Source organism: Actinocrinis puniceicyclus (assembly GCF_018283645.1).
In the GTDB taxonomy this organism is placed as follows: domain Bacteria; phylum Actinomycetota; class Actinomycetes; order Streptomycetales; family Catenulisporaceae; genus Actinocrinis; species Actinocrinis puniceicyclus.
This window is the reverse complement of the sequence record NZ_JAGSXH010000151.1, coordinates 1-10,627: the sequence shown is the minus strand read 5'-3', so window position 1 is coordinate 10,627 and position 10,627 is coordinate 1. Positions and strand designations below refer to the sequence as shown.

At 64.8% G+C, this 10,627-nt stretch carries 14 protein-coding genes; 7 read left to right on the top strand and 7 right to left on the bottom strand.

Translation table 11 applies throughout. From position 1 onward, the window contains the following. Positions 1-1,293: AHH domain-containing protein (locus KGA66_RS25655; protein WP_211471531.1), on the top strand; the 1,293-nt coding region annotated here is incomplete at its 5' end. An 85-nt stretch (positions 1,294-1,378) separates the two neighbouring features. After that, positions 1,379-1,843, top strand: coding sequence for a hypothetical protein (locus KGA66_RS25650; RefSeq protein ID WP_211471529.1), 465 nt, complete (start codon positions 1,379-1,381; stop codon positions 1,841-1,843). Positions 1,844-1,987: 144 nt separating this feature from the next. Here the strand turns inward: KGA66_RS25650 and KGA66_RS25645 are convergent, their stop codons facing one another. The 6 genes from KGA66_RS25645 to KGA66_RS25620 all read right to left on the bottom strand — a co-directional run bounded on the left by KGA66_RS25645 (position 1,988) and on the right by KGA66_RS25620 (position 7,034). Next, a complete protein-coding gene (locus tag KGA66_RS25645) occupies positions 1,988-3,310 on the bottom strand; it encodes a site-specific integrase (protein ID WP_211471527.1) in 1,323 nt (440 codons plus the stop codon). Positions 3,311-3,313: 3 nt separating this feature from the next. After that, the gene (locus tag KGA66_RS25640; protein ID WP_211471525.1) at positions 3,314-3,505 is read right to left on the bottom strand and encodes a helix-turn-helix domain-containing protein; all 192 of its coding nucleotides are present in this window, start codon (positions 3,503-3,505) and stop codon (positions 3,314-3,316) included. Further along, complete coding sequence (locus KGA66_RS25635; RefSeq protein ID WP_211471533.1) at positions 3,502-4,968, bottom strand: replication initiator; 1,467 nt, start codon at positions 4,966-4,968, stop codon at positions 3,502-3,504. The genes KGA66_RS25640 and KGA66_RS25635 overlap by 4 nt, the downstream gene beginning before the upstream one ends. A gap of 111 nt (positions 4,969-5,079) precedes the next feature. Next, entirely contained in the window at positions 5,080-5,310 is a 231-nt protein-coding gene (locus KGA66_RS25630) for a hypothetical protein (RefSeq protein ID WP_211471523.1), read from the bottom strand. A gap of 25 nt (positions 5,311-5,335) precedes the next feature. Then, the gene (locus tag KGA66_RS25625; protein ID WP_211471521.1) at positions 5,336-6,691 is read right to left on the bottom strand and encodes an ATP-binding protein; all 1,356 of its coding nucleotides are present in this window, start codon (positions 6,689-6,691) and stop codon (positions 5,336-5,338) included. Between the two features lie 25 nt (positions 6,692-6,716). Continuing rightward, on the bottom strand, positions 6,717-7,034 hold the full coding sequence (locus tag KGA66_RS25620; protein WP_211471519.1) for a hypothetical protein: 318 nt from the start codon (positions 7,032-7,034) through the stop codon (positions 6,717-6,719). Positions 7,035-7,129: 95 nt separating this feature from the next. On the opposite strand from KGA66_RS25620, the gene KGA66_RS25615 reads away from it, so the two are divergent. The 5 genes from KGA66_RS25615 (at position 7,130) to KGA66_RS25595 (ending at position 9,646) form a co-directional block, all read left to right on the top strand. After that, positions 7,130-7,660 (top strand): GntR family transcriptional regulator, encoded by a 531-nt coding sequence (locus KGA66_RS25615; protein WP_211471517.1) that lies wholly within the window; start codon positions 7,130-7,132, stop codon positions 7,658-7,660. Between the two features lie 384 nt (positions 7,661-8,044). Then, the gene (locus KGA66_RS25610; RefSeq protein WP_211471515.1) at positions 8,045-8,338 is read left to right on the top strand and encodes an AbrB/MazE/SpoVT family DNA-binding domain-containing protein; all 294 of its coding nucleotides are present in this window, start codon (positions 8,045-8,047) and stop codon (positions 8,336-8,338) included. After that, positions 8,338-8,634: a type II toxin-antitoxin system RelE/ParE family toxin gene (locus KGA66_RS25605; protein ID WP_211471513.1), complete on the top strand. Its 297-nt coding sequence runs from the start codon at positions 8,338-8,340 to the stop codon at positions 8,632-8,634. The genes KGA66_RS25610 and KGA66_RS25605 overlap by 1 nt, the downstream gene beginning before the upstream one ends. Before the next feature lie 464 nt (positions 8,635-9,098). After that, positions 9,099-9,389, top strand: coding sequence for a hypothetical protein (locus tag KGA66_RS25600; protein ID WP_211471511.1), 291 nt, complete (start codon positions 9,099-9,101; stop codon positions 9,387-9,389). Then, positions 9,386-9,646: a DUF7660 family protein gene (locus KGA66_RS25595; RefSeq protein WP_211471509.1), complete on the top strand. Its 261-nt coding sequence runs from the start codon at positions 9,386-9,388 to the stop codon at positions 9,644-9,646. Before KGA66_RS25600 ends, KGA66_RS25595 begins: the two co-directional genes overlap by 4 nt. Before the next feature lie 629 nt (positions 9,647-10,275). Here the strand turns inward: KGA66_RS25595 and KGA66_RS32300 are convergent. Next, complete coding sequence (locus KGA66_RS32300) at positions 10,276-10,443, bottom strand: tetratricopeptide repeat protein (RefSeq protein ID WP_211471505.1); 168 nt, start codon at positions 10,441-10,443, stop codon at positions 10,276-10,278. Positions 10,444-10,627: the final 184 nt, after the last annotated feature.

Sequence of the window (10,627 nt, the reverse complement as noted above, 5' to 3'; positions counted from 1 at the left end):
GACCCCACCCAACTCGGCGGCTACGACTACGCCGGCAACGACCCCACCACCGGCAGCGACCCCACCGGTCTGCGCGCCGCAGGCGACGGCAACGGCAGCTCCTGCGACTGGCACGGAAACTGCAGCGGCAATGCCTCGGACAGTGGCAGCGGGGGCTGCGACTCCTCGATACCCGGCTGTCCCGGATACCAACCCCCTGCGGATACGTCCCTTCTCGATACGGCGATTACCTCCGCGTCGCAACAGCCCGGGCTGGGAGTGATTGGCTGGGTCTGGCACGTCTTCAACCAAGGCGTCGCCTCTAATCCGTCAAATCCCGGGCAGGGCGTCGTAGACCAACTCGACGGCGTCGACACCATCCGCAACGGTTACGACACGGGCAACACCCAGGAAATGCAGCAAGGCATCGCCCAGTTCGGCTTGACGTTTGCTCCAGGGCTTGACGGCTTGGGCGCGCTCGATGACTCAGACAGCCTGCTGTTGAGAACGCTCAAATGCGGCGGTAACAGCTTCACCGCAGACACTAAAGTCCTCACCGCGAGCGGCGACCACGTCAAGATCAGCGCGCTTATTGAGGGCCAGCTGGTAGTGGCGACCGATACCAAGAGCGGGACAAAGCAGGTCGAGCCTGTCGCGGCGGTTATGGTGCACCACGACACAAATCTCTACGACCTCAAGATCGACGGCAAGCGTGGTCTCACCACCACTATCCACACCACGTCGAACCATGCCTTCTGGGACGAGACGACGCATGCATGGGTCGAGGCCGCGAAGCTTCGCAACGGTGATCGGCTGCACACGCCGGATGGTGACGTCGCAACGGTCGTAAGCGGCCAACCCGCACCAGTAACCAAGGGTTGGATGTGGGATCTGACGGTCCCGGCCGACCACGACTTCTACGTGGTTGCTGGTCGGACCGCGGTCCTGGTGCACAACTGCACTACGTCTTCGAACGCTCAGATACTGGACGACAATATGCAGGCGGCTGGAACCGTCCGTCCTGCTGATACGGCGGCGCATCACATTGTTGCAAGCACGTCGCCAAAGGCGGCGTCCGCGAGGGCGCAGCTCGCCAGCTTCGGCATCGACATTAATGATGCAGACAATGGCGTCTATCTCCCCCGAGGGAGCGCCTCAAGTAACCCTCTGGGCATGGCTGTGCATTCGCGAGTCCATACGAATCTTTACTATGACAACGTCAATGAAATGATGTCATGGGCGCAAAATGCTGATCAAGCTCGCGATGTGCTCGGATATATTAGAAATCAGCTTCAGAGCGGACCGTGGCCGTGATGCTAAGATTGCTACTTCAAGCCACGTCGCCCCCGTCTTCTAAGTAGGCGGGGGCGGCACCAAGCGACTCTGAGGTGCGAGAACTATGCCCGAAGCTCTTCCTGTCGAACACGCACGCGAGACACTCCTTGAGCTGCTGACCAGCGAGCAAGCCTCAAGGGGTGGCTCAATCGAGGCTGTTGTGCAGGCTTTTGAACGCTTCGCGTCGATGCGCTTCCAAATTCCAGGCACCCCTGACTCTGATGGCCTCCTGTTCCAGTATGGCGTATTCAACTTCACTGGGCGCCCCATGCTGACGCTGAGCTTTGTTCGTCAATTTGAGCAGTGTAATGATCGTGGCGATCATGAATGTTATCGACATGTTGGGGCGGAGTTGCTATTCGAGCCTGACGTCCAAGCGCTGCCTGAGCATCATGAATCGTGGTGCTTTGACGGCCCGGGTGCGTCAGCTACAGCAGAATGGTTTGCCGAAGTCAGATCTGATTCTATCTTTCGGCTAATCCAAGAATTGCCAGTCGCTTCGGTGTCTATTACTGATGAATTGGCGTGAGGTTATCACGTTCACGATTTGAATTTCGGCTTGTATTGGCACCTTTACTTAAATGCCACGAGGCCCCGCCTGCGTATTTCAGGTGGGGCCTCGTAGGGTCTTCCATACTGACTTGACGGCTACTTTGACGGCTACCGCTGACGGCTACGAATTGTGGTCGCTGCTGGTGGGTTCTTGTTCAGGTGCGCCCGCGCTCTCGGGCTTGTTCTCGGTGCCCGTCGCGCTGTGTCGGTGGGGCTTGGGGTTGGGTCGGTCGAGTTGGTCGTCGAGGAGTCGGAGGGCGTCGGCTTGGTGGGGTAGGCGGGTGTGGGTGTATGTGTTCGCTGTGATCATGATGTTGGAGTGGCCGAGGAGTTCTTTGACGGTGATCAGGGGTACGCCGCTTTCGATGAGCAGGGTCGCGCAGCTGTGTCTGAGGTCGTGGAAGCGGATGCGGCGGATGCCGGCGCGCTCGCACAGGGTCTTCATGCTCTGGGTGATGTGCTGGGGTTCGAGCGGCGTGCCGACGGACGAGGTGAAGACGTAGTCGGTCTTGGTCCAGTTCTTCCCGGCCCGGTCGCGCTGGGCCTGTTGGAAGGCCACGTGCTCTTTGAGGACCTTGATGCAGGGCGGGGAGAGGGGGATGCGCCGGTCCGAGCTCTTGGTCTTGGTGGGCATCTCCAGCTTGCCCTGGCCGATGATGCGCTGGACGGTGCGGCGGATGGTGAGCGTGTTGGTCTCGAAGTCGATGTCGGTCCAGCGGAGTCCGAGTAGTTCGCCGCGGCGCATGCCGGTGCGGAGGGCGAGTTCGTAGACCTCGCCGTGCAGGAACCTGCGGGTTTCGGCGAGGAAGGCGTGGGCTTCGGTGAGGGTGAGCGGTTCGTAGCGGCGCGGTGGTCCGCTGGGGACCTGAACTTGTTTGGCGACGTTGCGGGCGATCATGTCCTCGCGTACGGCGTGAGCGAGGGCGACGGCGAGGACGCCGTGGTAGTACTGGAGCCGCCTCGGAGCGGGGAGTAGTTGGCAGCAGTTGCCGAGCGCGCAGCAGCGCTGTTTGTCCGCGGCGCGCTTGGCGTCGATGCGCTGGGCGCAGCAGCGGCACTGGACGGCGATCCGGTCGAGCCAGGAACGGATGTCCTTGGCCGAGAGCTTGTCGAGCTTCTTGGCTCCGAGGGCCGGGATGATGTGCATGTCGATGGACTGCCGGTAGTTGGCGAGGGTGTTGGCACGCACCCGGTGCGGGGCGATGTGCGTGATCCAGTATTCGAGGTAGGCGGCGAGGGTGCGCTTGTCGGTCACTGCGCCGGGTCCGTTCTGGTGCTCGGCGACTGCTTTGATCAGGGCCTGGTTGGTTTCCTCCCAGGTGCGGCCATAGACGCGGATGCGGGTGCGCTGGCCGTCGAGGGTTTTGACCCAGGCGGCGCCTTCGTAGCGGCCGTCTTTGCGCGGGTAGATGGTGCCTGCGCCGTTGGGGCGTCGGTTCGTCATTTCTCAGAGTCCTTCGTTTTCGAGGGTGGTGATTAGGTCGTTGAGTGCGGTGTGGGTGACGCGGCGGGAGCGGCCGATGGTGAAGGAGGCCAGGCGTCCGGTGCGGATGAGGTCGTAGACCTTGGCGCGGGAGAGTTGGAGGCGCTGCTCTACGTCGCCGACGGTGAATAGGCGCAGGTCGTCGGGTCTGTTCATCGCGGGCCTCCGGCATGAATCGCCGGCGTCGGCGGCGAGCCGCACTGCTCCGAGCCGATCTCGGCGCGCCCGAGGTAGCGCCAGGTGTTGACGAGGAGCGTCGTCTTCTCGCCGAGGTCGGCGGGCGTGCTCTCGGCATTGAGTGCCGCTTGGTACTCCGTCCTCTCGGCGCGGAGTGCGGCGAGGGTGGTGGAGTAGCGGCGGGACCTTGTAGAGGTGTGGCCGCGGAAGCCGAGTAGATGGGCCCAGGCGCGGAGACGGAGCGCGTCGAGTCCGGGCAGGGCGCCGAGCCTCCAGCAGGTTTCGATAAGCGTCCGCGCATGCGCGGTGACGCCTGGTCCGTCGAGTTCGGTCCATGCGGCGTGGTCGCGGCCGTGCCCGTGGCAGGTGTCGCAGAACCGCGTGATGCTCTCGCCGGTGGTCAGTTCGGCGTGGCTGGTCCCGGTTCCGTGGCAGGTGTGGCAAACCAGGGGTCGGAGTTCGATGCCGGTGGTTTCGGTGGACTTCGCGGCGTACTTGGCGATGTATCGGGCTACGGCCGTCTCGGTGAGCACCCGGCCAGGGCCGGAGAGCGGATCGGTCTCCAGCGCCTTGATGTCGATCTGCGCGCCGAAGCGCAGCGCACGGCTCGGAACGCTGGAAACCTCTGGCGTCGTGACGACGGCGGTGGATGCGGCGTGGCGGACTGCATCCTCCAGGAGTTCGGTGGTTGCCCAGCCTGGGGGCGGGCTGCCGGGGCCGTCGGGTCCGTCGAGGCGGATGACGGCGTGGTAGTGGACGATGCCGCGGGTCTGGTATTCGGCGACCTTCGCGTAGGAGAGCGTGCCCTCCTGCGCGAGCCGGTCGCGCGGAAGGCCGGCGGCCTGTGCGAGGTGGCGGCGCAGGTCGATGGTGAAGCGCGACCAGAGCTTCCCGGCGAGGGCGTTGAACAGAACGTGCCCGGCGTAGTCGTAGGACTCGGGATCGAGCGGCGTGCCGATGAGTCGATCGTCTGCTCGGTGCCAGGTGCGGCAGTCCGGTCCCTGCCCCTTGCGGCGCGGGTGGCAGGGGCGGAGCTGCCCGTTCTTGGCCGGGCCAAGGTGGACCGGGCCGAGGGAGGGCGCGGTGAGGGTGACGAACAGCCGTGGATGCGCAGAGACCGTGTCCGGGGTCTGTTTCCCGCCGCGCAGTCCGGCGGCGATGAGGTTGTAGGTGTCGTACTTGTAGAGGCGGGCGCAGGACGGGCAGCGCGACTCGCGCCGGTTGCCGCAGCGTGCATGCACGACCTGCGTGGTGAGGGCGCGGAGCTGACCGTTGCCGTGGTCGATGGCGAGGACCGTCTTCGCCAGGCGCAGCGGTCGGTGACAAGGACCCGCGGTGCGGGTGAGGTGGTCGGCGACGCCGATGCGCAGGAGCGCGGCCGGATCGAGGGATGACGGGGGTATCGGGCCGGGCTGTGCCCGGTCCGCAGTGCGGACTGCCATGATGGTGGGGCTCTCGTTCTCTGCGGTTCAAGTGGAGGTGGGAGCGGGTGCCTGGCCCAGGCGGCGGACTACTGTTCTTGGCGGAATGGGTCCGCCGCCGGGCCGGGGCCGCTACGCTCGCGTCGCCTCGCTCGGCTCGGCGAGTCGCGCGGCGAGGGTGGTGCAGGTCTCGGCCAACCGGGTCAGGAACGCGGTGGCGAGTTCGGGGCGTGTGGGCAGGGCGATGTCCACGGTGCGCGGGTGGTCGCCGAGGATCAACGTGGGCCCGAGGACGTCGTTGGTACGGGTCTCGATGCCGGAGTCGGCGCCTACGACCAGGGCGACGTGCAGGATGGAGTGCATCAGGCGGCCTTCCGGTCTCGAATGATCAGGATGTTGCTTTCGAGGGCTCGGTGCCGCCGAGCAGCGTGAGCGGGTCGGCCGTGAGGTGTGCGGTCTGGCGGGCGAGGCGCTGGATGTTCTGGTCGGGTGTGGCTTTGGGGGTGCGTACGAGGGTGTAGCCGGGGCGGCCGTCGGCGACGAGGGTGGCGACGCCGACGTAGTCGGGGTTTTGCAGGCGTCGGGGATGGGCGTCGGGGTATTGGGTGATGTCGGTGCCGAGGATCGCGATGGCGGCTTCCGAGGTGCGTTGGGCGAAGGAGATGGCGACCTGGCAGTTGTCGCGGATTTTGGTGGGGATGGCGTCGCCTGTGGCCTTCTGGGTGGCCAGGACGATCTGGATGCCGACGTTGCGGCCCTTGCGCACCAGTTCCTCGATGATGCGAGCGGATTCCCGCGCGATCCGATCGCGCTGCTTCGCCTCCGCATCAGTGCCCTTGGTCTCGTAGAAGAAGGTGTGCGCCTCGTCCACGATGAGCACGACCAGCGGCCATGACTGCGAGGGTCCGGTCTCCCAGAGGTTCTTGACACCGAGCCGGTCGCGGATCAGGTGCTGCCGGGCGGTGAGCAGGTTGTGCAGGTGGCACAGGATCTCGTGGGCTTGCTCCGGGCTGTCCTTCGCAAAGGCGAAGCAGCGCGGGGCGTGGGAATCCCAGTCCGGTCCGCCCTTGCCGTCGATCACCGCGAATTGCACGCGGTCGGAGGGGGCGAGGGCGGCGAACCGGTTGTCCAGAAGGTTCGTCTTGCCGTAGCCGGCGAGCCCGGCGACCACGATCCCGGAGACGTCGCTGGTCTTCACGCATGCGGTGCGCCCGTCCTGGTCGGTGCCGACCAGCCAGGAGGCCACGGCGTGATCCGCCCTGCCGTCCATGCTGACGGCAGGGCTGTCGGTTGTGGTGGTCAGCGGGTCCCAGAGCAGGGCGCGGATGGTGACGGTGCTGGGCTTGTGCTGCTCGGCGCGCACGATCGGCACGCGCCAGGCGTCGGCGAGGTGGTCGGCGACCTTCTCGATCTCGACCAGGCCCACACCTTCTATAGTGCGCAGTTCGACCCTGACGCCCCACGGTTCGCGCTTGGCGCGGATGCTGGGGATCAGGACCCTGCGGGAGATGGGCGCGCCGGGGGAGGCGATCCACGAGCGGATGGTTTCCTCGACGGTCAGGCCGAGGCGGCGGGCGGTGCGCGGCCAGGTCCGTTTGATCCGGCGGCGGGTCTGCCACACGGCGTGGCGAGCGGCGCCGAGCACCAGGCGGACGGCGACGAGGTACGCGAGTCGCGTACACGCGAGCAGGTAGAGGGCGGCGGGTGTGTCGTGTTCGAGGCGGAGGGTCTGTATATGGTTCAAAGGCGGGGCTTTCTGGTGCGCGGGGCTACTTGCCGGGGGTGAGAGCTGCGGCGCGAAAGATCTGCCAGGTGCGGCCGTTTTTCTCGCCGGTCAGGAACGTCAGGCCGGTGGCCTTGACCATCTGGCCCATGGCGAGCCCGTCCGGGACGCCGGGTGCGGGGATCGAGACGCGCAGTACTTGCGGCGCGCCGTTCTCGGTTGGCAGGGCGAGGGTGGCCTCCATCAGCGGGGCGCCGGTGTCGCGTTCGGTGGCGGGTACGCCGTTGGCACGGTCCTTGAACTGTGGGGACGGGGTGGAGAGAAGGAGCAGGGGACGGCTGGAATCAATCGGAAGGATCATCATGCTGGGTATCTTACATACGTAGCTTGTACGGCTGTCAATCGCATGCATGAGTTAGTTACGTAGGTCACACTGGTTATGCCGGGTAGGATGCTGGTATGGAAGGGAACTCACAGGACACACGCTCGTACTACCGGCGTGTGATGGACGGTGTGATCGAGGAGATCCGCGCCGGTCGGATGGCGCCGGACGCACCGGTTCCGTCGGCCGCGAAACTGGCCGAGCAGTACGGGGTGTCGGTGCCGACGGCCCAGCGGGCGCTGCGCGAGTTGAAGGTGGCTGGCCTGACCCGCGCGGTGCCCGGGATGGGGACCTTCGTGCACCGCGACGCCCCGGCGGTGCTGGGCTTGGTACCGCGTGGGGGCGGTGCGGATTTCGAGGCCAGGTTCGCCGAGTTCCAGGAGGCGACGGAACGGCTGCTTGGACGCTACGTCGATCTTCGTGACATCGACGAGGCCGCAGCGGCGCAGGCCCACGAGTCCTGGCGCAATTACGCGAAGCTCCACCCGGACCTGCTGGCCGAGCTGCTGATCCGCGACAAGATCGCCGAACTGGAGAGCATCCGCAGACGGGACCCTGCCCTCGATGCATTCACGAGATCGAATGACCAGGGCGATAGCGGCGCGTAGCCGTAGAGCGGTGGTGCAACCTCGCGAAGTCTCGAGGTCTGGTTGAACTTCTCTCTACATGGTTCAAGGCACGCCCTGCGGGCGTGCAGCGCGGCGGGGTAGGCCGGATCGGTCATTCCTCGTCTTCGCCGCCATGACCACCCGGCCCTTTACCCCGCCTCGAAGCTAGCTGCTGAGATGCCGGAAACACGCCGAGTGAAGAGACAGCGCTCCTGGATCAGCGGTCTGTCACGTTGTCGGCCGTTGCCTGCTCCAAGGTCTCGGTGGGCGTGAGTGTCTCGGTGAGCCGGTGATCTGGCGTGTTCGGCAGCCCGCGAATCTCTCGCACGCGATGGAGCCGACTGGTAGTCTAGGACGAAAGTCGTCCATGCGGAGGATCGTGCTATGCAGACCAAGGAACGTGCCAACAAGACGACGCTGCGCAAAAAGAACATCATGACGATCCCGCGGGAGATCGCTGAGCACATGCATCTGTCCGAGGGCGACGAGTTCATCGTGACCGAGGAGGAAGGGCGGATCGTGCTGACGCCGGCGCTGTCAATTCCGGCGGATCAGGCGTGGTTCTGGACGCCTACCTGGCAGGCTCGCATTGCCGAGGCCGAGGCGGACCGGCTGGCGGGCAACAGCACCGTTTACGAGTCGGAGGATGAGTTTCTCGCCTCGCTCGGTGAGAACTGATGCCGACATACGAGAGCATCGCGGCCTTCCAGCGGCAGTGGGACAAGCTCGATGCGGCGCAGCGTGCGGCGTTCAAGCGCGCCCTGGCGGTGTTCATCGCCAACCTCAAGGCGGGCGGGTCCTTCAGTCCGGAACTGCGGGTGCACAAGCTCGCCAACACCGAGATCTGGTCGCTGACCTGGGCGAAGGACGGTCGTGCGCTGTTCCGGTTCGGCAGCGAGATCGTCGAAGGAGAGACGCACATCGTGTGGGAAGCCATCGGCACCCACGAAGAGGTCTACAACTTCAAGAACTGATCGGCAGGGCAGGCCGGCTCCGGTCTCCCGCGCGCCCGATCCTCCGGGGCGGGCCGGAACCGGTCAAGGCCCTTCGGCCGCTGCGCGGTCGGCCTTCGGCCGAGCCTTGACCGAACCCGGCCCTACGGCCCCGGACCCAGGGCGACTGCGCGGGAGGCCGCAAAAGAATGGTCATTTCTGATATCGTCCGCGCAGGTCAGCGAATTGTGAAATTAAATTCAAGGACTAGACCAATCCGGGTGGTTGACGGCTACCGTTGACGGCTACGTCGGTAGACACCAGGAGACATCTACGGACTCCGGCAGACTCGAACGGCCAGGTCAGTGCCACAAACGTCCTGGTGACAGGGGTGCGCCTCTCACAACTTCTACGTGGTCACTGGCCAGACGGCCGTCCTGGTGCACAATTGTGGTACTGGCGGCGGAACAATTGACCCTAGTCTAGTAAGATTCTCGCAGGACTCCGTGAGCGCCCGGTTTGGTGATAGTACAACTATTGAGCAGACTGCCGCTGGGCTCCGCTCCGGCTATATCGATCCAGAGAGCATCCCGACGGTCCGCCTCACCGTAAAGGATGGTCAAATCTATACACTGGATAACCGGCGGCTGGTGGCCTTCCAGAAGGCGGTAATTCCGATGCCATTCCAGATGGCAACGCCGGAAGAAGCTGCTAATGAGGCGTGGAAGTTCACTACTCTTAACGAGGGCACGTCCATAACAATCAATAAATTTGACCCGGAAGAGTGGTCCCCTTGAACTGGCCCGATGCAGAGCTGAATGAGATCAGGTCGCGAGGAGACCTTGCTCTCTACCTTCAGGGTCTTGCGCAACGGCTCCATGACGGAGAATTGCAAAGTGAGAACCTGGCCACGGCAGACTTTGTCGACGCTGCGGGCCGCTGGACAAAGGCGATGGAGGGATTCTTCAAGAACGTTGTTCGCCAACCCGTCCCTGAAGATCCTGACTGGGCCATGATTGCGGCGATCTTCCGCGCCGCAGTCGTGTATGAGTAAATAGGCTAACTTGGAAACCGCGGTTTTGAGCGCCCTCGCTCGGGGGCGTTCAAAACCTGCTCAAGCGCTCAGAGTGAACCGCCCCGGGTTCTGTAGCGGCTTCAGCCTCAATGACTCAGGTATCGCAGGCTCCTGATTGTCCCCGTGGCTTGCCCGGTTTGTCCCCTGGGGTCGGGTGACGGGCCGTCGCGTGTCGCCGCGGTCGCGCCGGGTTCCACGGGCCCGGATGGGGTTGTGCTGCTCCATTCGCGGTCGTTGGGTCGGGTTCCGGCTGGTTAGCCGGGGTCGGGTAGGGCTGCGAGGCGGTTGCAGCAGTCGGTGAACGCCGTGGCCCAGGGCCAGTCGGCCGGGATCTTCAGGACGCGCCGGCGGGCGTGGGCGGCGAGCTTGGCCGGCAGGTGCCACAGCCTAAAGCGCAGCGTGTCCGGGGTGGTGGCGGCGAGGTCGGGGTGCTGGTCCAGGCCGAGCAGCCGGGTGTAGCCCGAGTTGGGCCATCCTAGTGCGCAAGTCAGTTGTCGTGGTTGATGGCATCGAGGGCTTGGCGGAGTCGTTGGGGAGCGGGTCGGCGACGGTGATGGTCGTCCGGCCTGGATAGCGATGGTGCAGGCCAGTCGGGGCGGCACAGCCGATCAAGTTAGCTCTGTGCAAGCCTGGGTGAGCAACGCCCGCACGGCCTTGGTTTCCGGATGATCAGGGCCCACTTCTGCGTTGATCTTGGCGAGCACGGCCTCGTACAGCGGGATCGCCTCTCCAGTCCGGCCCGCCGCTCTGTACGCGGACGCCAGGCTAAGCTGCATCAGCAGCGTGAAAGGGTCCGACTCGCCGAGTATCCGGACGTGGTCCGCTAGTGTCCTGCTTCTAAATTTCGTTTACTAAGTTGGTCTCGTGCGTCTTCGCCCGTGACGCGCCGTAGGTACCGGGCCAGGGATTCGAGGATCTCCTCGGCGGATTTCTTCCACACGAAGGGCTTCGGGTCCTGGT

Bases quoted from the DNA above. Each gene is read 5' to 3' on its own strand.
- KGA66_RS25650 (WP_211471529.1), top strand. From the start codon at position 1,379: ATGCCCGAAGCTCTTCCTGTCGAACACGCACGCGAGACACTCCTTGAG.
- KGA66_RS25645 (WP_211471527.1), bottom strand. From the start codon at position 3,310: ATGACGAACCGACGCCCCAACGGCGCAGGCACCATCTACCCGCGCAAA.
- KGA66_RS25640 (WP_211471525.1), bottom strand. From the start codon at position 3,505: ATGAACAGACCCGACGACCTGCGCCTATTCACCGTCGGCGACGTAGAG.
- KGA66_RS25635 (WP_211471533.1), bottom strand. From the start codon at position 4,968: ATGGCAGTCCGCACTGCGGACCGGGCACAGCCCGGCCCGATACCCCCG.
- KGA66_RS25630 (WP_211471523.1), bottom strand. From the start codon at position 5,310: ATGCACTCCATCCTGCACGTCGCCCTGGTCGTAGGCGCCGACTCCGGC.
- KGA66_RS25620 (WP_211471519.1), bottom strand. From the start codon at position 7,034: ATGATGATCCTTCCGATTGATTCCAGCCGTCCCCTGCTCCTTCTCTCC.
- KGA66_RS25615 (WP_211471517.1), top strand. From the start codon at position 7,130: ATGGAAGGGAACTCACAGGACACACGCTCGTACTACCGGCGTGTGATG.
- KGA66_RS25610 (WP_211471515.1), top strand. From the start codon at position 8,045: ATGCAGACCAAGGAACGTGCCAACAAGACGACGCTGCGCAAAAAGAAC.
- KGA66_RS25605 (WP_211471513.1), top strand. From the start codon at position 8,338: ATGCCGACATACGAGAGCATCGCGGCCTTCCAGCGGCAGTGGGACAAG.
- KGA66_RS32300 (WP_211471505.1), bottom strand. From the start codon at position 10,443: ATGCAGCTTAGCCTGGCGTCCGCGTACAGAGCGGCGGGCCGGACTGGA.